Origin of the sequence: Salegentibacter maritimus, assembly GCF_016236975.1 — a bacterium.
GTDB lineage: Bacteria > Bacteroidota > Bacteroidia > Flavobacteriales > Flavobacteriaceae > Salegentibacter > Salegentibacter maritimus.
In genome coordinates, this window is record NZ_JAEHNY010000002.1 from 136,634 (window position 1) to 160,510 (window position 23,877).

The window sequence follows — 23,877 nt, forward strand, 5'->3', positions numbered from 1 at the left end:
TCTTTCTATATAAAATCATAAATATTTTAGTAGAAGCCGGCATGCATTATCTATTAGCGTATTTTTATTTTATAAATTTAAATAATGAGTCTGGAGATAGCCATATTGTTTTTTATTATTGTAGTAGTGATAATTTTGTTTGCCCTGGAAGTATTTCCTATAGATAAAATTGCCTTCTTTATTCTTGCAACACTTCTACTCACAAATCTGGTTAGCCCGGAAGAAGCTATCTCGGGTTTTTCAAGTCCTGCAACCATAACTGTTCTCGCTCTAATGATAATCGCCATAGGCCTGGAAGCTAATGGAGTTATAGATTGGCTGGCCGGCGGACTTAAAAATTTAAGAATCCTACCGGTTTTTCTAATGGTACCAGCTTTTATGCTTATTGCGGGTAGTATTTCGGCATTTATTAATACTACAGCAGTGGTTATTGTATTTATTAAAATTATCACCGAATTATCTGCACGATACAATATTCCCAGTTCAAAACTACTTTTACCCATTTCTTTCGCCGGAATTATAGGAGGAAGCTGTACTCTTATGGGTACGTCTACTAACCTTATTGTTAACGCCGTCGCTGTAGAACGCGGTATAGAAAGGTTTAGCTTTTTTGAATTTACCTGGTATGGTGTCATCTTCATGATAATTACAATCATTATGGTGAGTCTTCTAATTAAATTTCTTCCCAGGTCTGGAAAGAATAAGATTAGTGAAGATTATAATTTAGACGAATATATTACCAAAGTAATTATTCAAAAGGATTCCGGTTCTATAGGAAAAAGTATTCAGGAAAGCTTTTTATATGATAATGACGATATTGAAGTTTTAAGATTAAAACGCAACGGCATTATTAACGATTGGCCCGGGAAATTTACTACCCTTAAAGAAGGAGACCAACTACTATTACGCTGTAATCTTGAAAATTTACTAAAATTAAAGGATTCAGAAGGTTTTACGGTTATTAAAGAGGGAGATAAAAGAAAACTGGCAGACCCCATTATCGATTCTGAAGAGTTAGAAGAAAACGTACAGGTAGTAGAAATTTTAATGCTACCCAATTCCCCACTTATAGGAAAAAATATTAAAACCGTTGGATGGTACGACCTACATGGGGCTGTACCGCTGGCAATTAGAAAACGTAGGAATTTTAGAAATCCTAAAAGAAGAATTTTTAACCGCGGAAAAGATGAAATTGAATTAAGGGTTGGAGACCGTCTACTGGTAGAGGTTACCGAAAGTGCTTTAGATGAGTTGCGAAAAATTGAAAATATTACGATACTCGAGCAACACAAAAATATTGAAGTAACTACAAAAACCAAGCGATTCCTTTCGCTATCTATTTTATTAGTGGTTATTGCACTTTCGGCATTTTCTATTTTTCCTATTTTAAAAAGTGCGATAATAGGTTGTTTTCTAATGATTTTCACCAAATGTATAGACCTGGGGAAAATCTATGCCCAGGTAAACTGGCAAATTATTTTCTTGTTGGCAGGAATGATTCCTTTAGGTGTGGCAATGAATAATACCGGAGCCGACCAATGGATATCAGATCAATTACTCCTGGTTTTTGAGAATCAAACCGATACTGTAATTATAGGTATTCTCTTTCTTGTTACTATGATATTAAGCGGGTTTATCTCCAATAATGCTACAGCAATTATTATAACCCCCATTGCTATAAGTATTGCAGCCAGTCTACAAATGGATCCCAAACCCTTTATCTTATCGGTGCTTTTTGCTTCTAATTTTAGTTTCTTCACGCCGGTCGGCTACCAAACCAATACCATAATTTACGGTATGGGTATTTATAGGTTTAGGCATTTTTTTATTATTGGTGGCCTGGTATCTTTAGTGCTTTGGGTAACCGCTTCCCTCCTGCTTTCTACCGGTTTTTAATTAGGAATCCGGTCTAATTTCAGGTATTTTTGAAAAAACTTTATCTCGAATCTATTTAATAATTCCAGATTTAAATGTTTGTATACCTAAGTTCAAACCGGGATTAATTTCTAAATATTTCTATGAGCTTACCTAAAAACCGTCTCCTTGTTATTGGCTGTGTTTGGCCCGAACCTAATTCTTCTGCCGCCGGTAGCCGAATGTTACAATTACTGCAATTTTTTCTTGGCGAAAAATATGAGATCACTTTTGTAAGCACAGCGGCCCGTAGTGAGTTTGCCATAGATCTGGAAAACATGAATATCGCTTCTGAAGTGATTAGAATGAACCATTCTTCTTTTGACGAATTATTAAGGCAAATTCAGCCTAATTTTGTGGTCTTTGATAGGTTTATGACCGAAGAACAATTTGGATGGCGCGTAGATGAAAACTGCCCTGAAGCCATAAAAATACTCGATACAGAAGATCTTCATTTTCTAAGAAAATCCAGAATAGAAGCTTTCAAAAAAAATATACCTGCCGAGAATATTTATTTTGATGCCGACATTACCAAAAGGGAAATCGCCAGTATCTACAGGTGCGATCTTAGCCTTATCATTTCTAAAGCTGAAATGGAATTGTTGCAAAATAAATTTGAAATAAACCCTCGCCTACTTTATTACCTTCCTTTTATGCTGAATTCTATTTCGGAGGAAGAAGCACTGAATTTGCCAAACTATCAAGAGCGTAACAATTTTATAAGTATCGGTAATTTCCTGCACGAACCAAATTGGAATGCGGTGCTATATCTAAAGGAAGAAATATGGCCATTAATACGTAAGGAATTACCGGATGCAAAACTTATTGTTTACGGGGCTTATCCATCGCAAAAAGTATGGAACCTTCATAATGAAAAAGAAGGATTTATTGTAAAAGGACGCGCAGAAACTGCTGAAGCTGTTATGCAACAGGCAAAAGTATGCCTGGCCCCCATAAGATTTGGCGCCGGGTTAAAAGGGAAACTGGTTATGGCGATGCAATGTGGTACTCCTTCGGTTACAACTACAATGGGAGCTGAAGGAATTAACGGAGCTTTAAACTGGAATGGATTTATTGTCAATAAACCTGAACTTTTTGCCGCAGAAGCCGTGCGTTTGTATACAGATGAAAAACTTTGGGCAGAAGCGGTACAAAATGGCCATGCCATAATTAACTCACGATTTAAAAAAGAAAAACATCAACAAAAATTTGCTACAAAGTTAGCAGGGCTTCTTGAAAATAAAGATGTTTATAGAAAAAGGAATTTTGTGGGTAAAATGTTGCAATACCACAAACATAGAAGTACTTATTTTATGGCTAAATTTATAGAAGAAAAGGAGAAAAATAAAAAAACCGCCGGCCATAATTAGCCTCCCGGCGGTTTTTATTACACAAAAGGAACAGTTTCCTGTTCATCAACAGAAATCAAACAAATTGAGGCGTTTCTTGATGTTCAAATAACTTTTGATTTAAACCCTGTAGGGTTTGTATTTTATGTTTAGAAGCTACCAATAAAGAAATATTATTATTACTACCCCCATAAGAAATCATTCGTACAGGAATATCATTTAATAATTCAAACAAACGGCTGGTACTTTTATCTTCAATAAGGCCTTCTCCCACAATACAAATAATACTATGTTCTTTTTCTACGGTAATTTCTCCGTAATCATTCAACTCTTCCAGAATTTGATCTAAATTTCTATCAGAATCTATGGTTAATGAAATTGCAATTTCAGAAGTGGTAATCATATCTATTGCAGTCTCATATTTATCAAAAACCTCAAAGATCTTTTTAAGAAAACCATGCGCCATTAACATCCTGTTAGATTTAATTTTAATGGCGGTAATCCCGTCTTTCGCCGAAATAGCCTTAAGTCCGCGAGAATGTATTTCGTCTGAAATTCTCGTTCCAGGAAGGTCGGGTGTAAATGTATTTTTTAAGAATAACGGGATTTGCCTTTTTATAACCGGCGAAATAGTTTGAGGATGTAAAATCTTAGCTCCAAAGTAAGCTAGCTCTGAGGCCTCTTCAAAACTTAATTCGGCTATGGCATGAGTATTCTCTACATATCTTGGGTCGTTATTATGAAACCCGTCAATATCTGTCCAAATTTGAACTTCGTCAGCCTTTACAGCTGCTGCCAAAATAGTTGCACTATAATCGCTACCACCTCTTTTTAAAGTATTAATACTATTATTTGAATCTATTCTTACAAAGCCCTGAGTAATATAAACCTCAGTGGGTTCCAACTGTGATATGCTTTTTTGAAAAAGTTCCCCAACGAACTCAGTATCCGGGTTTTCCAGATTTGAAACGTGCATAAAGTCTTTGGCATTCAAAAAGTTATTCTGTATTCCTTGCTGAGTAAGAAAAGTAGAAAAAATATAGGTGAGCATTGTTTCACCTGTAGTGACTACTTCTGCGTAAACACCTTCTGAATACTCATTTAGAGTTAGGCTCTTTAAGGTAGTTAAAACATCGTTTACAAAACTCCTGGCATCTGCATTTAAAGTCGCATCGTTTATAAGCGCGTCAATCGTTTCTTCATGCTTATTTTTTAATTCAGAAATAATAGTTGCTATAGCTGAATGATCTTTAACTTTAATAAGGTCGGTTATCTCTACCAACTTATTAGTTACACCAGACATTGCCGAAAGAACAAGTAGCTTCTTCCCTTCGCGACCCGCCAGAATATTTTTTACATTTTTAATACTCTCAACAGAGCCTACAGACGTTCCCCCAAATTTTAATACCTTCATCTTTAAGTGTTTTTAAAATTATTTTAGATCATGCTAAAATAACTTCGTGCATAAATAGAATTTAAGCCTGCTGTGGCAAAATATATCTATCAATTTATATACATTTGCACAAAATGTTTAATATTTAACAATGAAAACAATAACCACCTGTGTTCACGATATTATTAGGCATCAGCCCTTTCTTGACGATGCCATTGCACGAGACATTATAAACTTTAGTGGACTTGCTGAAGACATTCAGCCGCAGGTAGAAAAGGAAATGCGTAAACCTGTAAAGCAAGGTTCTATTATTATGGCATTACGGCGTTACGCACCCCACCGAACCAAAGTTAATATGCAACACTTAAGGGAATTGGGAGATATTGTGGTTAGATCTGGTATTACAGAATATACCTTTTTAAATTCTAACAGCATTATTGCCAATAAAGCAAAACTTCTGGATGCGGTTAAGGATCAAAGTGGGGTATACCTAAATTATTCAAGTAACTACCAGGAAAGTAATATTTTGGTATCGTCCAGCCTTACAAACCTGGTTGAAGATTGTTTTAGGAGTGAAAGACGTGTTTCGGTAAAGGAAGAGTTATCGTCTATAACCATTGCCCTCCCTAAAAATAGTTCACAGTTTGTAGGCCTCTACTTTTATCTCTTTAAGCTTTTAGCTTATGAAGGAATACCGATATTTGAAATGATTTCAACTTCAAATTATTTTGCGCTATTCCTGGAAAAGGAATATGTAAATCAAGCTTTTTTATTGATTAATGAAATAAAGAAGTAGCACGTCTCTCCTATTAAAAAACTATCTAAACTTATTTAAGTTGATACCACCATACAGCATTTTGATGGTTCATAGGTAAAATAAGCTGATTTTCGTTGGTATCGAAAAAGATATCTCCGGCACTTTTTTCTGAAGTTAGGACTTCGGTTAGGTCGCCGTTTTTTCCTGCCAGGTATATTTTCCCACTTGCCCAATCAGATAGGTAAAAGGCTTCTTGCCCTGCCGGTTGTATACCGTCTAGATTTCCTATTCTATTTTTAGAAATCTTTGTTATCTCACGGGTATCTATATCTATTTTTAAAAAATTACCATTTTCGTTCTCTCCCCACGCGGCCGCATAAAGCTGCTTATCCTGTGCAAAAAGCCCGTTAACATACTCCAGCCTTTTGCTATTTAAATACTCGATGATCTCTCCTTCTTTCGCCTCCGGAATCACTAAATCTAAAGCTTTACCGGGCATTAAATAAATAGCACTTTTACCTGAATCAGAAATAAAGATATTTCCCGTTTCATCTACAGTTATATCATTTAGTGATTTGGCACCTTCAACGGGAATTCTTCTAAGAATGCTTTCATTAGGAATACTAATTTCAACAAGTTCGGTATTATTGGTAACATAAAGTGTTTCTTCCTTTACCAATAAACCTTTCGGGTCTCTCAATCCGGTTATCCATTTTAGGTCTATAATTTCTCCTACAGCCGAAACTCTGGAAATAAAACCATCTCCATCTTTTCTATCGGCCATATTTGAAATATAAAATTCATTTGTATTTACATCAAAAACCACTGATTCCGGATGACTAAAACCTTCCAGTTTTTTAATTAAACTGGCCTCAGTACTTTGCGCATAAACGCCACTACTCAGAAAAAGGGTTATTAAAAGCAATTTAAGTTGTGTGTTCATCCTGTTAATTTTTAATTTCAGAATCAGAAATTTAAGTTTTTAGCTAAAATACTGCTAAATATTTACCAATATTTAATTTCAAGAAGACTTTTGAATTAATTTAGTTATTTCAATAATATAATTATGAAAAATATTATAAGAGCTATTTTAGCCGGTTGGGGCGCCAAAAAGTTGGGCGGTGGTTGCGGGTGTTTTGGAATTATAGTAGCCTTTATAATACTTTGGATAATTCTCGGGTATTTGGGATTAGGGTAATTACTCGTATTTGCTCATAATACTATTCCATTCCATAGTTTTTAGTACACTAATAAGCACTGGATTAATCTCATCTACCAGCTCTGAATCTTTTGGAAAACTATAAGCATAATAATCTTTTTTTAGCGTTTTAGGTAAAATTTCTATTTCATCTTCCAGGCCGCTTCTTTTAATTTCATATCTCAAAATAGGCTCATCGTATACAAAGAGTTTTGTTTCTTCATTTTCTAAACGCTTAATACCTTGTTTTTCATTGGCTACCTTAGAATGATCTATATTATAAAGACTTAGCAACTCTTGTGCACTACTGCTTTCTACGCTGGTTATATTAAATTTTGAAAGGTCCTGTACCGAATTTATTTCATCGTTCATGGTTTGTACTGTTAAAGATGAAGCAATTCCTGCAGTTAAACTTGAAATTATTATTATAGCCATAAACATCCATATTAGCGCAATTACACGTCCACCGGTGGTTCTGGGAGATTTATCCCCATAGCCAACGGTAGTCATTGTTACTGCACTCCGCCAAAACCCCTGAAGTATACCCCTTGTACCTGTTCCAAATTCTTCGGCGTTCTTCTTTCTCTCAAAAATCCATACCAAAAAGCCAAAAATAAAGATCACGGCAAGTAGAATTAGGATTGCAGATATAAAATTCCAACTAAATAAATTTGCCAGGTAATTGAATATTTGAGACTCACTTCTTTTAGCCACTCCTGTATGGGAAATAAAATAAGGCTGGGAGAAGTCCATTCGTTTCATGCGGCTATCGGTAACCGTTACCGGGTTAATACTAAAATCTACTTCTTTGTTTTCTATGCCGTTCAATAGTTCTGCCAGCGAACTATATTCTTTAAACTCATAATCCATCCCCATCTCTTCATTTATCAATTCCCAGGAATCTATACTTAAACCGGCATATTGTCCATTCTCTTGCATTACAAATGGCGGAGTTGGTGTTATTCCAATAAGAATTTTTTTAGAAAGTTCCAGGCTATCTGCCGGTTGCTGCGCATTAAAACTTAAACTTGAAATTAAGAGACTAAATAGAAAGAAGTACTTTTTAATCATTTAAAATTATCTTTTTCTGTTTTTGTATTATTTGAAATTGAGTCGGGTAAAACCTCATAATAGATTTTTAATTTCTTCCGACCAAAATTCCTGGCTTTTTTTACATCTTCCCCCATATAAATATCTATTTTATTTTTCCAGCGATAATGCATTTTATCTTTCACAAGAAAGATACTGTCAAAACCTTCAATTTTAACCTTAGTGTTGTGGTCCAAGCCTTTTTTAATTAAATCCCTGGAAACTGCAATGGCTTTTAAACCGGGCCTTAGGGTATCACCCCATGCGGTTATGTTGGCACCGCCCGCCCCTGTTTGCCAGCTCAAAGAATTATATGCTGAAGCGGTAACCTCTAATGTGTCCCAAACTATAGTTGATTCTTTCGAATTTTCACTATTCATTTTACAAGCTAAAAAGCTGAAGTAAAATATAAGCATGCATATAAATACTCCAGCTTTCATAACTTATAATTTTTAAATTAAAATTCTAACTTAATTTCCAACCATCGCGGTAATCTCTACGTACAAACTGGTTTGCTTCATCAAAATTCGTTACCCTCATATTTTCTGAATCCCATAGCATTTTTATATCCCTTCCAGGATATTCAAAATAACGATCTCCGTTGGCACGTTTTTTCTCATTTCTAACATCGTAGCCTCTAATAGCCAAATTAGCAATAAGCAAGGTCTCGGTTAAAGGCCCTGCAATTTCAAATGGAGAACTCAATTCCATTTTTCCATAACCGGCAATAGCTCCTTCTACCCATTGTGCGTAATGTCCTTCCTCTCCTCCAGGTACTCGTTTATATGTTTCTGCCACGTTTACTTCATCGGTTTTTGAAGTAGGTAACAAGCGAGGGTTTCTACCATAAGTACCGCACATAAGCTTACCTTTATCCCCAATAAATAAAACGCCATTTCCACCGTCTCCAAAAGTTTCATTTGGTCCAAGCTCTTCCGGTCTTTTAGGTTTAATTCCGCCGTCCATCCAATGAATGGTCACGTCTTCAGTTGTTTTTTCCGTTTTTGGAAAAGTCATGATCGCATGGCTGGATGGTGGGCAACTTTCGGGGAAATAACCTCTCTTAAATTCATCTACATATACGCTTCCAACACTACACTGAACATCTTTTGGATGTCCAAGGCCCAAAACCCTATAGGGTACTTCAATTAAATGACAGCCCATATCGCCTAAAGCTCCGGTACCATAATCCCACCAACCGCGCCAGTTAAATGGCACCAAGCCTTCTCTATATTTCTTATAAGGTGCGGTGTTTAACCACAAATCCCAATCCAAATCTTTGGCAACTTTGGTATTTTTATCTTTTGGCCAGGGAATTCCCTGGGGCCAAACCGGGCGATCTGTCCAAACATAAACTGTCTTTACATTTCCAATAAGACCGGCATCTATCCATTCCTGAACTTTTCTAACACCGTCACCAGAAGCCCCCTGATTTCCCATTTGTGTTACCACTTTATATTTTTGAGCTGCTTCGGTTAATTGCCTGGCCTCATAAATATCATGGGTTAAAGGTTTTTGCACATATACCGGTTTTCCTAGCTCCATAGCAGCCATAGCCTGCACGGCATGGCCATGGTCTGGGGTAGAAATTGAAACCGCATCTATATGCTTTGCCTCTTTGTCTAACATTTCACGAAAATCGGTATAAAAATTTGCTTTGGGGAACCTTGCTATAGATTTTGCAGCCCTACTCTTATCTACATCACATAGAAAGCCAATTTCGGCCTTTCCAGATTTGTAAAAACTATAAATATCACTCTCTCCTTTTCCACCCACACCAATTCCTGCAACTACTAATTTATCACTAGGAGCTGTAAAGCCGGGACCACCCATTACGTGTCTGGGGATAATACTAATTCCAGCTGTAGCTAAGGCTGTAGTTTTTATAAAACTCCTTCTGGAATTGGGTTTTGGGGATTCTTTTTTCTTCATATTTAATGGAAATTTTTAATTATAACAGGTTCTACTTAATCTAAAATTTTATAAAAGTTAAGTTAATAAATGTATTTACTTATTATGAAAAATCCAATTTTAATATTAATACCTTGTCTCTGAAGACCTAAGAATTCAAAAATAGCAAAACCAAAATGTTAATATTTTTTTAAGATTTTGGGATTATAAGGCCTATAGTTTGGTAGCGGATCTAATAACTGTACCTTTGCCAACTTTAAAGGGCTGCATTCGCATGTCCATGATAATTTTGAAAAACAACATTATGAGTCAAGTAAAAGCAAATGATACGGTAAAGGTACATTACACAGGTAAACTAACTGACGGGCAGGTTTTTGACAGCTCTGTAGAAAGAGGTGAGCCTATAGAGTTTACTATGGGACAGGGACAGTTAATTCCCGGTTTTGAGAAAGGCCTTATCGATATGAAAGTGAACGAAAAGAAAACTATAAATATACCAAAAGAAGAAGCTTACGGAGAGCCAAGAGAAGAGCTTATACAGGAAGTTCAAAAAAGTCAGCTGCCCGAAGAAATTAAGCCTGAAGTAGGTATGGGACTTGTTTCTAAAAGCCCTGATGGTCAGGAAATGAATCTTGTGGTTAGAGACGTAAAAGAAGACAGTATTGTGGTAGATGGAAATCACCCACTTGCAGGTAAAGACCTGGTATTTGATCTTGAAGTAGTAGAGATCAAATAAGTTTTTATAACCTATTTTTTTAAGCCCGAAACCTCCAGGTTTCGGGCTTTTTGTTTTTTAAACTTTTAAGTATACGGGTTAATGTTTTTATAATAGTTTGAGACTGGCAGGAATGATTTTTATCTTAGGTGTAAATCAAAAAATGTTATTATGAAAAGAAATGGAACCGCAATCTGGAAAGGAAATTTAAAAGAAGGACACGGTACAATTAGTACTGAAAGTGGTATTTTAGATAATACACAGTATTCCTTTAAAACCCGATTTGAAAACGGCAAAGGCACCAATCCTGAAGAGCTTATTGGCGCGGCACATTCCGGGTGTTTTACCATGCAGCTTTCGGCAAATTTAACAGAAGAAGGTTTTGAACCCGATACGCTAGAAACCAAAGCTGAGGTTACTTTTGAAGATGGCACCGTTACAAAATCACATCTTATCCTTAAAGCAAAGGTAAAAGATATTGAAAGAGAAAAATTTGCAAATATTGCAAATGATGCAAAAGAGAATTGCCCAATTTCTAAATTACTGGATACCGAAATTACCTTAGAATTTGAGTTGACCCAGTAAACTACCTCTGGGTAAGCCCACGAGGCATTCGTTAGAAACATTTCTTTAATTTCGAGGCAAGCCTCGAGATATTAAAGCCTTTGGTGCTGCCAATAAATTTCAGAAAAAACCTTAAAATAAGGTAAATAGACTATAGGAGGTTGTCTAAAATGTGTACACTTCGTCATTCTGAATTTATTTCAAAATCTAAGCTAATGATTACCAAATTATATTAGAAGCTGAAACATGTTCAGCTTGACGTAATAAAGTTTTAGACAATCTCTTATTTATAATTAATAAATGCTTCTTTTAAAGCAAAAAATATTTGCTTTTTAATAGCTGAGTTCATTTGGTTATTAATTACAAAGCTTTGGTTAACTTCCAATTCAATTCCCATATAATCTTCAGGAAACTTCTTTCGTAAATAGGTGGTAAAACCATCGGCTTTTCCTAAATACGGATAATTAAACCTGATTTTTAAATGAGGATTTTGTTCATTTAAGTATTGTTTGAAATTTTTACAGAAGTGCTTTTCCATCTTTCTTGATGAATCATAAAGCAAGCCAATACCCGTATTTCTTATCTCTTCATTTAAATATGGAGTAAAAGTGTGAACAGAAAGATGTAGCACCTTCTCCCCTTTTTCTATTAAACGTGAAATTTGTGTTTCTACTGAATTTCGATAAGGAAAATAATATGTATCTAAAACTTCTAACTTCTCCCGGCGAGGTAATTTCTTAGTGAATTCTGAAAATAATTGAGGATGTTTTATAGACCTATTTACTTCTACCAAAAGCCTCCCCGTTTCCTGAACCTGGCTAAAATAAGCCAGTTCTTCCAATGTTTTAAATAGTTCTAACGCACCGGGATCATATCCACGATGAGAGTTTAAAATCTTTTCTGCCTTAAGAAATAACCCCTGATATTTTCGGGGAATGTTATTGTATGCATGCTCACAGGTTAATACTAGTTTCACGGCTTAAAAAAATTATTCTCCTCCAGGCAATCGGCTAATTTAAGATAAACCTTTTTTATGTTTTCAGTCGAAAAATTTCCTTGCAGGGCCTTTAAAATACGGCTGGAAAGACTTCCGTTATTCAATAAAAATTGAATATTTCTCCGATATTTACCTGAAAGCTTACTTTCTATTTTTGAAAATAGGATTTTCCATATTTCTAAAACTTCAACTTTACTATTAAGGCCAAATACTTTAAGAAAGGCCAGATTTTCTATTTTGGTAATTTCGGCATCTTTAATAACCGAATCGAAAATTTTAAAAAGCTCGTCTTCATGCCATTTCTTTTGGTCTTCTAAGGAAATTAAATCGCCATTTACCAATAGTTTTAAAGATTCAATAATCAAAATGGCTATAGCCATATCGGCTTTAGGACATTCTTGAATATCTATAACCCTAACCTCTATTGCATTCCTATCAAAGCGGGCAATAGCACCACGAGAATTCAAAAAATGATGATCTAAAATATTTTCAGTATCATAAGGTTTAATCGCCTTATTAATTGGTTCAAATATAATTTTAGAATAGGCTTCTTTAGAAAAAACCTGCTCGGGAATAACTTTTCCCGTCATTAGAGGAATCTCTTTTTGGTTGGTTTTATATACCTGCATGCGGGCATCTTTAAAACCCGTATCATGCCCTTCAAAAATGGGCGAGCTGGCACTCAAAGCCGGAATAATAGGTAAAAGCAAACGAACGGCCGCATGGAGTTTTTCAAATTCAGTATCGTTAAAAAAAGGAAGGTTAATATGCATACTTTGCACATTACTCCAGCCGTGGCCACTGCAATCAAAAATTCGATTATAGAGCGCATAAATTTGATTATAATGGTGTTTCCAGAGCTGGGTTTCTGCTTTTGGGTTCATTAAAGGATGGGCAGCCGTTGGTAACAAACGGGTATTATTTTCCTTTAATAGTAGGTTAACTTCCTTTATGTTTTCAGTAAAAAGAAGGTCTAAATTTTCTAAATCTGTTGTGGGACCGTTGGTTTTTAACTCCACTACGTGGGCTACCAACTCGTTGCTCCACTCAATTTTTCCATTTGCTATATCGGAAGTGATTTCCCCTTTTTTTTGAATAAAAAGTTGATCTACAATTGGGTTCACTTTAAAATTAGAAGCATTAATAAGCATGTATTCCAGCTCAATTCCAAAAACTTCAAAAAGATGATACCTCATATTTATTTCTTTAAAAGCCGGTTTTTTAAAGCCGATAAAATCTCTATATAAATTTGTTCACCATAATAAATATCTTCTACTCCAAAATCTATGTTAGGATTATCATTAATTTCAATAACCAGCGGTTTGCCGCCTACCTCCTTAATATCTATGCCATAAAGCCCTTTTCCCATTAATTTGGCCGACCTTAAAGCAACATTTATAATTTTTTTTGGAACTTTTTCAATAGGCAGGCAATCTGTATTTCCATCCATATCATTTTTTTGCTTTGCTTCCCAATTATAAATTTGCCAATGTCCTTTCGCCATATAATAACGACAGGCATAAAAAGCTTTATTATCTAAAATGCCTATTCGCCAATCGTATTCTGAAGGGCTGAATTCCTGGGCAATAATCAACTCTGACTTCTTTAGCATCGCTGTTACCAATTCCTGAAACTCTACAACAGTATTTGCCTTTTTAACCCCAAATGAAAAGGTAGAATCGGGTGATTTTAATACTACCGGAAGCCCCGTTACTTCCAAAACCTTATCTATATTTTCTTTATGAATTATAATGGTTTTTGGCGTTGGTATATTCGCATTATTTAAAGCTTCAGCCATATACACCTTGTTACAGCATTTAAGAATAGCATCTGGATAGTCTATGATCGCAATGCCTTCTTGCTGGGCTTTTCTGGCAAATGCGTATGCCTCATTATTTACTTCGGTACTTTGCCGAATAAACAAGGCATCAAAAGCCGATAATCTTGAAAGGTCTTTTGGAGAAATAATTTCTACATAAAAATTGAGTTTCTCGGCTACTTCTATAAATTTTTTAATGGCTTTAGCATTACTTGGTGGTGCAATATCATCCTTTTGTACCAGGATAGCCAGGTCAAACTCCGATGTGGTTTTCTTAGGTGTATCGTACCTTTTTTTTGCAAAATACTGAGCTGCAAATTGATGCATACTTTCTATATGTTCCGGCGGAATTTCAGCTTCAGAAATTGCCTTAATACTTTTAATATTCCATTTGGTGGTAAAATTAAATCTCACCCTTAGAAAAGGAATTTGAAAATGTTTATGAAACATCGCGCTTAAATCTTTATATTTTCGTGCGAGGTTTTGCCCAAAATATATACTTAGGGTAAACTCTTGCGATTTGATACCTTTTAAGCTAATTTGAATTAAATCATCAAATTCTTCGGAAACAATTTTTACCAGCTTCGGTGCTCGCAGGTCTACAATATTTTTTACCGTTGGAGTCGCCAAATGGCCTCTGGCCTCAGCCAAAAGTGATACATAATAGCCCTTAGATTGGTAGGAATAGTCCTTACATAAATTAAAAATCCTTGCGTTTTTAAGTTTTGCAAAATCTGGATGGGTAAGGTAAGTCTGAGCTGAAATAATAGTTATATTATCTAGCGTTAATTTCCAATCTTCAGGTTTATTAACAATAATATATTTATTCATTAATTAGATGATAATACCACCAAATGTACACGAAAAACAAATATCTTTTACATTATTCTTTACTCATATAAGTATTCTTTAAGCTATTTTTTTTCTAAACCTGGCACCTGGATTTAATACCTTAATTTTTATTAGTAATTTCAAGGCCTCACAAAACTGAAAAATCATTTATGAAACTAAATCTTTTTAACCTTGCACTAATATTTTCGGCTAACCTTGCAGTTGCTCAACAAGATAATGGAGAAACATTATTAAAAAAAGCAAAAGAAATTCACGAAAACGTAATAACCATAGATACGCATGCCGATATCAATATTAATAACTTTACCGAGGAAAAAAATTACACCATGAATTTAGGAAGCCAGGTAACACTTCCTAAAATGGACGCCGGTGGTCTAGACGTGGCATGGTTTATAGTGTATACCGGCCAGGATGAGCTCTCAGAACAAGGTTTTAAAAGTGCCCATGAAAACGCTATGGGCAAGTTCGACGCCATCCATAAATTGGTCAACGATTTTGCACCAGAACAAATAGGCCTGGCAACTAACGCACAAGAAGTACGTGATTTGGTTGCTGAAGGCAAGAAAGTAGCTATGATTGGTGTTGAAAATGGCTACCCCATAGGTAATAATATTGAAAATGTAGAAAAGTTTTACGATTTAGGTGCCAGGTATATGTCGCTTTCGCACCAGGGCCACAGCCAGCTAAGCGATTCTAATACCGGAGAGGCCAACGATGAATGGCTGCATAACGGACTTAGTAAATTAGGGAAGGAAGTAATTGCAGAAATGAATCGCCTGGGAATGATGGTAGATGTATCTCACCCTTCAAAGGAAGCAATTAAGCAAATGTTTAAACTTTCTAAAGCACCGCTTATCGCCTCCCACTCCTCTGCCCGTAAATTATGTAACCACAGTCGTAATTTAGACGACGAGCTTTTATTGTTATTTAAAGAACATGGTGGCGTGGTACAAACTGTTGCCTTTAAAAATTATGTGGATATTGAGAAAAATAAAGCTTTTAATGCGGCACGAGCTAAAACTTTTGAAGAGGAAGCGAAAAAAGAAAATTTTAAAGCTTTAGACAGAGAGGCTATAAGTAATTTAAATTCTACCGAAAAAGACGCTTATTACGCAAAAGAAGAAAAAGTAAAGCTGGCTGCTGCTGAGGCAATGGAGTTATTAAAACCCGAAATAGCACCTGTAGGAGTCTCAGATTTTGTTGATCATATAGATTATATGGTAGATTTAATAGGCATTGAGCACGTAGGAATAAGCTCAGATTTTGATGGTGGTGGTGGTATTGACGGCTGGGAAGATGCTTCAGAAACCTTAAATATTACCATGGAATTGGTAAAACGTGGATATACCGAAGAAGAAATAGCCAAACTTTGGGGAGAAAACTTACTTAGGGTTATGAATGAAGTTGATGCCGTTGCGGCAGAACTTCAAAAAGGATAAATTCTTCCTTTTCTAAAACTAAAAAATCCTGCCCGGTTAAATATCCGGGCAGGATTTTAATTTTTATCTAAAATCTAGATTATGCATGTTGCAGCTCGTGTTTTCCTTCTTTAATTTCTTCAATCATCTTCGCATTAAATGCCGGAAGATCGTCTGGATTTCTTGAGGTTACAAAAGCTTCATCTACAACTACTTCTTTATCTACCCAAAGGGCTCCTGCGTTTTCCAGGTCTTTCTTAATTGAATTAAAAGAAGTCATTGTACGGCCTTCCACAACCTCTGCATTAATTAAGGTCCATGCTGCGTGGCAAATAGCGCCTACTGGCTTACTTTGCTTAAAAAAGTCTCTAACGAAAACAAGGGCATCTTCGTTTCTTCTTAATTGATCTGGGTTTATCACTCCACCTGGAAGCACCAAGGCATTGTATTCTTTAGCACTCGCTTCTTTTACAGTGCGGTCTACTTCTATTTCACCAGACCAGTTTGTGCCTTCCCAGCCTTTAATCTTACCTTTTTCAAGGCTAATAACATCTACTTTAAAACCTTCGTTTTCTAAAGCCTCTTTTGGAGAAAATAATTCACTTTTTTCAAATCCGTTAGTGGCTAAAATTGCAATTCTTTTTTCCATAATTCTATCTTTTTTTGGTTTAGCACGAAGGTAAAATAAGCTTAAAAGACAGTATATTAAGGTGATTATAAAAAGAGGGCGCTCTAAAGTTAAACTTTATTAATTCTCTTAAAATTTGTAAAATGAACTATGTTTTGCGTTTAGAATTCTCATTCTTTTTAGATTGTTCCTTCCAATCAAGTTTGTTTTTAAGCGTGGCTATAATATCTTTTTCTTCTTCTAAATGGGTACGTTTATCACTTAATTTTTCCAATTCCTGATAAATTGCCGGCTCCCCGAATTTATTGGGTACTACCCTTTCTTTTTTCAGGATAGCATATTGTACGGTAAATTCTGCTCCAAAAAATAAAATAAGGCAGGTATAGTAAACCCATAATAAAATAAGAACTACCGAAGAAGCTCCACCATACACCGAAGCCGGTTCACTTTGCCCAAAATAAAAACTAATAAGTGCTTCGCCCAATAAAAATAAGATAGTAGTCACAGCCGCACCTAAATAAGTAATTTTCCATCGTAATTTTATATCAGGAAGAAGTTTAAAAATAGCTGCGAATAAAGTAGTAATGACCAGGAATGAGATGCTAAAATTAGCCAACTCAACCATAAACTCGGTTATGTTTGGCGCGTATCGTTCAATTTCGTCTTTGAGAACCCTAATTAAAGCTGAAATCACAAGAGATAGCAAGAGTAAAAGCCCGATAACCATTACCATTCCAAAAGAAATCAACCGATCTAACAAGACCCCCAGAAAATCTGTTTTTTTGGCTGCTACGTTCCAAATATTATTCATGGCTATTTTAAGCTGAAAAAATACTCCGGTAGCACCAAAGAGCAGCATTCCCACGCCAAAAATAATGGCCCAGGTAGAATCACTGGAAAGTGCAGCGTTGGCAATCATATTTTCTATAGCCTCTGCAGGCTCTTTTCCTATAAAATTGCTGATTTCTGAAGTTAGCCTTCCCTGAACAGCCTCCTGCCCAAAGAAATAACCTGCTGTGGTCACTACAATAATTAATAAAGAAGGTAATGAAAACAAAGCATAATAAGCTATAGTAGCACTGCGCGCGTAGGGTTCGTTACGCATCCAACTTATATAAGCCTGTTTAAAAAGCGACCATGAGGTTTTAAAAAACTTCATATAATTTGATAATTATCCTTAAAAAACTCAATATGATGTTTGGTATGGCCTGCCACAATAAAGCCTAATGCACGGCAGCTAGTAGCACTTCCACCTACAAAACCCTTACTTGTAAGCATTTCTTCCGAAAAGCTTTCATAAAGGCCAATCCCCGCATCTCTTACCGCAATAAATTCATTTTTAAAAGATTGTATATCCCTGTTTTTTACTGAGCTTGCTGTTACATAAGCATTATGATCAAAACCGGGTAACTCTACACCGGGATCTCTTGCCAGTGTAAGCGATCTATATTGAAAAATTCTTTCAACATCTATTAAATGCTGAATTACTTCGGCCACGCTCCATTTTCCTTTTGCATAACTATAAGTTAAGTCTTCAGGCTTCAATTTTTCTAAAAAGCTAAGAAACTCTTGCTTGTTTTCCAAAAGTAAAATCCCCAGCGCTACGTGGCCGGGGATTTTCTTTAAATACCTATTATAGTACGCATCGTACTCATTGGAATTTAAATTATTTGCTATCATATTAAGCAGAATTTCTACTGGCATTTATGTTTCCGTAAAGGGAACGTGTTACCATTTTTTCATAAACTTCCAGCATTTCTTCTGCACTTTCACCCTGTTCCTGTAATTCCTGAACTTTTCTAAGTGCATGTTGTTGTATAGTTAACAATGGTAGTACAATACGCTCTCTTGCTTCAATAGAAGCTTTTCCGGCCGGTTGGTTCTCCATAAGTTCCTCATAACCGGTTATTTTCAACAACATTGCGTGAGTACGTTTATATTCGGTATAAATAATCTTCCAAAAATCTCCAAACTCTTTATCTTTCTCCATATAGGCCGTTAGCGCAAAGAAAGATTTAGTAAGACTCATCATAGAGTTTTCCAGTAAAGTTTTAAAGAAAACCGAATTTTCATAAAGTGCTTTCACTTTATCAAATTCTCCTGCTTTTTCATACTGCTCTAAAGCAGTTCCCACTCCAAAGAACCCAGGAACATTTTGTTTTAACTGGCTCCAGCTTCCTACAAATGGTATAGCCCTAAGATCGTCTAAATTAAGCTTTGCCGATTTATTCCTTTTGGATGGACGGCTACCAATATTGGTTTTAGCATAATATTTAAGCGTACTCATCTTCTCCAGGTAAGGAATAAACTTTTCGTGCTGTTTAAAATCGGTATATGTTTTATAACTTATTTCAGCCAGATTTGTCATGGTTTCCCGGTCTTCATCGGTCAACTGGTTTTTATCTTCACTAAAAATTTCATTAGAAACACCAGAACTTAGCAATTGTTCCAAATTATACCTACAGGATTCCCTGGTTCCAAAGTTAGAGCTAATGGTTTGCCCCTGTACGGTTAATTGAATTTCTTCATTTTCAATTCCAGAACCTAAAGAAGCGTAGAATTGGTGAGTTTTTCCACCACCACGTGCCGGTGGTCCACCTCTACCATCAAAGAATACTACTTTAATATCATATTTTCTGGAAACTTCTGTAAGCATTTCTTTAGCTTTATAAATACTCCAGTTTGCCATTAAATATCCGCCATCTTTAGTACCATCACTAAAGCCAAGCATAATGGTTTGTTTGTTCCCCCTTCTTTCCAAATGCTGTCTGTAAACAGGGTTTTGGTAAAGGGTTTCCATCACGTTTGGAGAAGCTTTTAAATCGGGTACAGTCTCGAACAACGGAATAATATCTACTGTTGGTTTATCCCATCCGCAAAGCCTTAAAAACGCAAATGGTTCTAAAATACTTTGTGGTACTTCACTATGGCTAATTATATACCTATTGGCTCCGTTTTCTCCATTTTTCTGCTGAATCTCCTGCATCGCGTAAATAGATGAAAGTGTAGATTTGGTAATTCCATCTTCATACTTTTCAGGATCAATATTTCCTTCAACCTTAGTTAGTATATCAATTTGCTCTTCGTTAGAAAGCGAAGCATAGTTTTCAGGGAAGATTTCAGGGTGAGTTTTAATTACTTCCTCTAAAACTTCGGCGTGCTTGCCCGAATCCTGGCGAATGTCTAGGGTGGCAAAATGATAACCAAAAATATTTACTTTATTGATAAGGTCGTTAATTTCTTCTACAAATAAGCCCTGGTGCCTGGTTTCTACAATATTTTTTATTTTATACAATCTGGCTTTAAAATCTTCCAGTGACATTTTGATCTTGCCAGATCTAGAGATTGCACTTTGGTAAAGCGCAGTCTCCATTTCGGCAATAATTACATCAACTTCATTAAAAGTTACTCTTCTTTTAAGCTTTCTTAAATCACGGTAATAATTTAATAAAATAGTGCTTCGTAATCTTTGGGCTACTTTTAAGGTTATTTCAGTAGTCACAAAAGGGTTTCCATCGCGGTCTCCCCCCGGCCAGAAGCCCAAATTAATCACTTGATTACCCAGGTCTTCTCCTTCAAAAATATTTTGCTGGATATAATTATAGATCTTACTTACACTTTGGTAGAATACATTTTCAAAATACCAAATAAGGCTAACAGCTTCATCATAAGGAGTTGGTTTTTCTTTTTTAAAGAAAGGAGTCTTTCCTAACTGTGCCAACAATTTCTTGATAAGGCTAAGATCATTTTTTTGAATTGCTTTATCTAAATCGGTAATAATACCTAATACAGCTCCCGGATAAAACTGCGTAGGGTGTGCAGTTAGGGTTGGTCTCACATTAAAACGTTTAAGGTATTCTCGTAACTCTGGTGTTTTACCTTTGTCTTCGGCTTCCTCTTTTACATTTCTAAGGGTTCCGCGACCATCCATATTATTTACTATAGGAAAAGAAGCATCTTCAATAGCATCAAAAAGCACTACCTGTCTTTCTATATACTGAATAAATCTAAACAGAAGGCTTATTTGATCTTTTTCGGAAGGATTGTCCTGGTATTTACTGAAAAAACTTTCAATAATCTCTGAAGGATTTTTGTTCTCCTTAAAGCCTGCTTCACATAATTCCTGAAAAAGAGGCAGCAGGGATCCTGTTTTACTAATATCGTCAAAGGGCAGCGTTAAAAATATACTGTTATAAACCTGATATTTTGAAAGTACGCTCTCATTGAAACGCTCTAGTCTTGGTTCTCTGTGCATAATAAATTTTAGTTGATTAAGGTTATTTCTAAAAATGTTAAAAAAAAACCCTTTAAACAAGTAGCCTAAAGGGTTTTATATTAAGTTTAGGGCTACTTACATATCCTGAAAAATAGAATGCATTAAACGTTTTTTATCGTTTAAGCTTTCCTCTAAAGAAATCATTGTTTCTGTTCTGTAAACACCTTCAATATCATCTAATTGGAAAATAACTTCCTTAGCATGTTGGGTGTTACGAGCTCTAATTTTACAGAATACGTTAAATTTGCCTGTAGTGACGTGGGCTACGGTAACAAAAGGAATTTCATTAATACGTTCTAGCACAAACTTAGTTTGTGAAGTATTCTTTAGGAATACGCCAACGTAGGCTATAAAGGCATAACCCAGTTTTTTATAATCAAGGGTAAGAGAAGAACCCTTTATAATTCCTGCTTCTTCCATTTTTTTCACCCTTACGTGTACGGTTCCGGCCGATATTAAAAGCTTCTTAGCAATATCGGTAAATGGGGTCCTTGTGTTCTCAATTAACATATCGAGAATCTGATGATCTGTTTCGTCTAATTTAAACTTGGCCATTTTTTAAACTTCTTTGTTTATATGAAATTCAAAATTAATACAAAATCCTTGAATTATTACTAAAGTTTTTGAGAATTATCCACATTTAAGAGCCAATTCTACCCCATTTAAGACTATTTTATTAACTATAACGTTTTCGATGAGTTTAGATTTATTGTTAATCGCAACTTTTTTCTTTTCACAATGAACTTCTTTGTGCGCAAATTTTTCTATTTTATAAGCAATTTTTTCAATTTCAGGCACAAAAATCAACTTCCCGTCCGTTAATTGCTCTTTGTACTGAATCGCAATGTCCACTATCCCATTTTCTGTATTGGCTTCTCTTAAAATAATATCGTTGAATAGTTTTTCATTCTCCGGTATTTCCTGGTATTTACGATAGTCTATATTTTCAAAACTAGCATCGCTTATTGATTTTAAAACCGAAATCAATGCCAAAAACACATATTTCCGGGTTTCTTCCCGCTCATAATCATTCGGAAAGTGACCGGCCTCAAAAAGTATAGTGGGTGTTTGAGTACTCTGAAAAGTATCTCCCGTACAATTTATATTAAAAGCATCATCATACCTTCCTATTCTACTTGGCAGTAACTCAGAAAGATCTTCAGCTATTTTAGCGATTAGCTGCATACTTTTAACTCGAGATGGATAAATTTGCCTGTCTTTATCCATTGAAGGCGTTAAAAATGATAAAACAGCAGGATTGGGTTTATTTCCAGCACTAAATATAGTTCGCTGATCGTGTAGATTAAGACAAAAATCTGGTTTGAAATTTTTAAAAACCTGTTTAAGTACTTTACTTTCCGGCTCATTCAAATTTTGAGCGTCCCTATTAAGATCTATTTTATTTGCATTAACGCGGGTATAAGCTTCAGCACCATCAGGATTTAACATAGGGAGAATACATAAACTACAATTATTTAAAATTTCCCGCACAAAAGCTTTGTCTTTATACATACCTATATATTTAAGGAGGTCAAAAACAGCCTTAGTGGTTGTAGCTTCATTTCCGTGCATTTGTGACCAGGCCATAACTTTTATGGGTCCGCTACCAAATTGAATACTATAAATAGGCTTACCCAAAACCGATGCCCCAATTTCCTTTAAAGTAAATTCTTCCCCTAAATCATGCAGTAAAATTTCTATATCAAATAAACATATATGCCTACCAAAGAGCTCCTTGTTTTTAAATGAATTATAATTATTAAAGAGGTCTATAATAAATCTTGATTTTTCCATGTTTACAAAAGTAAACAAACCAAAATTCACAATTGTAAACAGCTGAAATTACTTTTGTAAGTTACAAGTGTAAACACCAGTTCAGGCCTACAAACCAGAGCTATGGAATAAATCCAAGATAGATTATATCAACATTTATAATAGTGTTTTTTAGTGTTTTACACATTATTATTTAAAACAAAGATTTAATACTAATCTACTGGTTGCATTTGTAATTTGGTTGCTAAAATCAGTTTGATTACATTTGTAAACCACAAATAAACCTCATGTAATTTACAATGGTAAACACAGAAGACTTCTCAAGGAGGCTGCATAAAATACTCGATTATTACGAGCTATCTGCTGCCGGTTTTGCCGACAAAATAGAAGTTGGTCGTTCCTCTATTTCGCATATTTTGTCTGGCAGAAATAAACCGAGTTTAGACTTCGTAATGAAGGTTATTAAATCCTTTCCGGAGGTAGAATTATATTGGCTTTTAAATGGAAAAGGAAGCTTCCCTCCCAATAATGAATATTTAGCTTCAACTGAAGCAAAAGAGCAAGTAAATGCAAACGCAACTTTACCCGAACAAAAAATTCAGGAGAAAAACGAAGCTCCATTCACTTTAGCGCAGCAAGGCAAAAATAAACCTATTCGAAAAATTGTTATTTTTTATGAAGATGGGAGCTTTGAAGCCTTTGAAAATTGATAATTCAAGTAAAATAAGCTTATTTTGCATTACAAAGAAATTGCAATAATGAAAAAGCTCTTACCTCTATTAAGTTTTATTTTTGTTTTCACAGGCTGTTTTGAACCGGAAAGAAATTGTGCCGATTACAGAACCGGTACTTTTGAATTTAAAACCTATTTAAATGGTGATTTAGTTACTTCCACTTTTATTAGAAACGATTCTATTGAAATCGATAAATTTCAAGGCAAATCTGATACCTCATCGGTAAGATGGATAAACGATTGCGAGTATATACTTAAGAACCTCAACCCTGAGAGTATGGCCGAGGAAAAACCTATTCATATAAAGATATTAACCACTAATAAAGATGGCTATATCTTTGAGTATGGTATTGTTGGTAAGGATAAAAAGCAAAGAGGCTCTGTAGAACGAGTTAAATAAATTAACTCATTTTCCCAAAGAGGCATTCAGTGGAATTATTTTTTTTGGATTTTGAGACCAATCCCCGAGGTCCCGATAACTATCGGGATGA

23 protein-coding genes are annotated in these 23,877 nt (G+C 35.3%); 9 read left to right on the forward strand and 14 right to left on the reverse strand.

Translation table 11 applies throughout. The features are described from left to right. The first annotated feature begins 84 nt into the window (after positions 1 to 84). Complete coding sequence (locus tag I6U50_RS02580) at positions 85 to 1,896, forward strand: SLC13 family permease (RefSeq protein WP_198637744.1); 1,812 nt, start codon at positions 85 to 87, stop codon at positions 1,894 to 1,896. Between the two features lie 122 nt (positions 1,897 to 2,018). Next, entirely contained in the window at positions 2,019 to 3,284 is a 1,266-nt protein-coding gene (locus tag I6U50_RS02585) for a glycosyltransferase (protein ID WP_198637745.1), read from the forward strand. A gap of 55 nt (positions 3,285 to 3,339) precedes the next feature. On the opposite strand, the gene I6U50_RS02590 is transcribed toward I6U50_RS02585, so the two are convergent. After that, positions 3,340 to 4,677, reverse strand: coding sequence for an aspartate kinase (locus I6U50_RS02590; protein WP_198637746.1), 1,338 nt, complete (start codon positions 4,675 to 4,677; stop codon positions 3,340 to 3,342). Between the two features lie 130 nt (positions 4,678 to 4,807). On the opposite strand from I6U50_RS02590, the gene I6U50_RS02595 reads away from it, so the two are divergent. Beyond that, positions 4,808 to 5,452: a hypothetical protein gene (locus I6U50_RS02595; RefSeq protein ID WP_193709566.1), complete on the forward strand. Its 645-nt coding sequence runs from the start codon at positions 4,808 to 4,810 to the stop codon at positions 5,450 to 5,452. Positions 5,453 to 5,483: 31 nt separating this feature from the next. Here I6U50_RS02595 and I6U50_RS02600 read toward each other — a convergent pair whose 3' ends face one another. Next, on the reverse strand, positions 5,484 to 6,356 hold the full coding sequence (locus tag I6U50_RS02600; protein WP_198637747.1) for an SMP-30/gluconolactonase/LRE family protein: 873 nt from the start codon (positions 6,354 to 6,356) through the stop codon (positions 5,484 to 5,486). A gap of 123 nt (positions 6,357 to 6,479) precedes the next feature. On the opposite strand from I6U50_RS02600, the gene I6U50_RS15980 reads away from it, so the two are divergent. Then, a complete protein-coding gene (locus I6U50_RS15980; RefSeq protein ID WP_262894723.1) occupies positions 6,480 to 6,611 on the forward strand; it encodes a hypothetical protein in 132 nt (43 codons plus the stop codon). Here the strand turns inward: I6U50_RS15980 and I6U50_RS02605 are convergent, their stop codons facing one another. The 3 genes from I6U50_RS02605 to I6U50_RS02615 form a co-directional block, all read right to left on the reverse strand. Then, on the reverse strand, positions 6,612 to 7,682 hold the full coding sequence (locus I6U50_RS02605; RefSeq protein ID WP_198637748.1) for a transporter substrate-binding domain-containing protein: 1,071 nt from the start codon (positions 7,680 to 7,682) through the stop codon (positions 6,612 to 6,614). After that, positions 7,679 to 8,080, reverse strand: coding sequence for a 3D domain-containing protein (locus I6U50_RS02610; RefSeq protein WP_232805862.1), 402 nt, complete (start codon positions 8,078 to 8,080; stop codon positions 7,679 to 7,681). Before I6U50_RS02610 ends, I6U50_RS02605 begins: the two co-directional genes overlap by 4 nt. An 85-nt stretch (positions 8,081 to 8,165) precedes the next feature. Then, entirely contained in the window at positions 8,166 to 9,632 is a 1,467-nt protein-coding gene (locus tag I6U50_RS02615) for a Gfo/Idh/MocA family protein (RefSeq protein WP_198637750.1), read from the reverse strand. Positions 9,633 to 9,915: 283 nt separating this feature from the next. On the opposite strand from I6U50_RS02615, the gene I6U50_RS02620 reads away from it, so the two are divergent. Both I6U50_RS02620 and I6U50_RS02625 read left to right on the forward strand, forming a co-directional pair. Further along, the gene (locus tag I6U50_RS02620; protein WP_198637751.1) at positions 9,916 to 10,347 is read left to right on the forward strand and encodes an FKBP-type peptidyl-prolyl cis-trans isomerase; all 432 of its coding nucleotides are present in this window, start codon (positions 9,916 to 9,918) and stop codon (positions 10,345 to 10,347) included. 150 nt (positions 10,348 to 10,497) lie between these two features. Beyond that, complete coding sequence (locus tag I6U50_RS02625) at positions 10,498 to 10,911, forward strand: OsmC family protein (RefSeq protein WP_198637752.1); 414 nt, start codon at positions 10,498 to 10,500, stop codon at positions 10,909 to 10,911. Positions 10,912 to 11,173: 262 nt separating this feature from the next. On the opposite strand, the gene I6U50_RS02630 is transcribed toward I6U50_RS02625, so the two are convergent. From I6U50_RS02630 to I6U50_RS02640, 3 genes are read right to left on the reverse strand one after another with little or no spacing between them, the layout of a single operon-like run. After that, positions 11,174 to 11,866 (reverse strand): N-formylglutamate amidohydrolase, encoded by a 693-nt coding sequence (locus I6U50_RS02630; protein ID WP_198637753.1) that lies wholly within the window; start codon positions 11,864 to 11,866, stop codon positions 11,174 to 11,176. Then, a complete protein-coding gene (locus I6U50_RS02635) occupies positions 11,863 to 13,083 on the reverse strand; it encodes a carboxylate-amine ligase (protein WP_198637754.1) in 1,221 nt (406 codons plus the stop codon). Before I6U50_RS02635 ends, I6U50_RS02630 begins: the two co-directional genes overlap by 4 nt. Before the next feature lie 2 nt (positions 13,084 to 13,085). Next, positions 13,086 to 14,537 carry a RimK family protein gene (locus I6U50_RS02640; protein ID WP_198637755.1) on the reverse strand — a complete coding sequence of 484 codons (1,452 nt, stop codon included), beginning with the start codon at positions 14,535 to 14,537 and terminating at the stop codon, positions 13,086 to 13,088. A 170-nt stretch (positions 14,538 to 14,707) separates the two neighbouring features. On the opposite strand from I6U50_RS02640, the gene I6U50_RS02645 reads away from it, so the two are divergent. Next, entirely contained in the window at positions 14,708 to 15,997 is a 1,290-nt protein-coding gene (locus I6U50_RS02645; RefSeq protein WP_198637756.1) for a dipeptidase, read from the forward strand. A 79-nt stretch (positions 15,998 to 16,076) separates the two neighbouring features. On the opposite strand, the gene I6U50_RS02650 is transcribed toward I6U50_RS02645, so the two are convergent. The 6 genes from I6U50_RS02650 to I6U50_RS02675 all read right to left on the reverse strand — a co-directional run bounded on the left by I6U50_RS02650 (position 16,077) and on the right by I6U50_RS02675 (position 22,674). Then, the gene (locus I6U50_RS02650) at positions 16,077 to 16,625 is read right to left on the reverse strand and encodes a type 1 glutamine amidotransferase domain-containing protein (RefSeq protein ID WP_193709577.1); all 549 of its coding nucleotides are present in this window, start codon (positions 16,623 to 16,625) and stop codon (positions 16,077 to 16,079) included. 127 nt (positions 16,626 to 16,752) lie between these two features. After that, positions 16,753 to 17,763, reverse strand: coding sequence for a YihY/virulence factor BrkB family protein (locus I6U50_RS02655; protein ID WP_198637757.1), 1,011 nt, complete (start codon positions 17,761 to 17,763; stop codon positions 16,753 to 16,755). Next, a complete protein-coding gene (locus tag I6U50_RS02660) occupies positions 17,760 to 18,284 on the reverse strand; it encodes a DinB family protein (protein ID WP_232805863.1) in 525 nt (174 codons plus the stop codon). The genes I6U50_RS02655 and I6U50_RS02660 overlap by 4 nt, the downstream gene beginning before the upstream one ends. A gap of 1 nt (position 18,285) precedes the next feature. Continuing rightward, entirely contained in the window at positions 18,286 to 20,859 is a 2,574-nt protein-coding gene (locus tag I6U50_RS02665; RefSeq protein WP_198637758.1) for a phosphoenolpyruvate carboxylase, read from the reverse strand. Positions 20,860 to 20,955: 96 nt separating this feature from the next. Then, positions 20,956 to 21,435 (reverse strand): Lrp/AsnC family transcriptional regulator, encoded by a 480-nt coding sequence (locus I6U50_RS02670; RefSeq protein ID WP_037314044.1) that lies wholly within the window; start codon positions 21,433 to 21,435, stop codon positions 20,956 to 20,958. A 75-nt stretch (positions 21,436 to 21,510) separates the two neighbouring features. Then, positions 21,511 to 22,674, reverse strand: a complete 1,164-nt coding sequence (locus I6U50_RS02675) for a M14 family zinc carboxypeptidase (RefSeq protein WP_198637759.1) — start codon at positions 22,672 to 22,674, stop codon at positions 21,511 to 21,513. A gap of 278 nt (positions 22,675 to 22,952) precedes the next feature. Here I6U50_RS02675 and I6U50_RS02680 point away from each other — a divergent pair, with 278 nt between their 5' ends. Then, complete coding sequence (locus I6U50_RS02680) at positions 22,953 to 23,363, forward strand: helix-turn-helix domain-containing protein (protein ID WP_198637760.1); 411 nt, start codon at positions 22,953 to 22,955, stop codon at positions 23,361 to 23,363. Between the two features lie 48 nt (positions 23,364 to 23,411). Then, positions 23,412 to 23,786 (forward strand): DNA topoisomerase IV, encoded by a 375-nt coding sequence (locus tag I6U50_RS02685; RefSeq protein ID WP_198627188.1) that lies wholly within the window; start codon positions 23,412 to 23,414, stop codon positions 23,784 to 23,786. Positions 23,787 to 23,877: the final 91 nt, after the last annotated feature.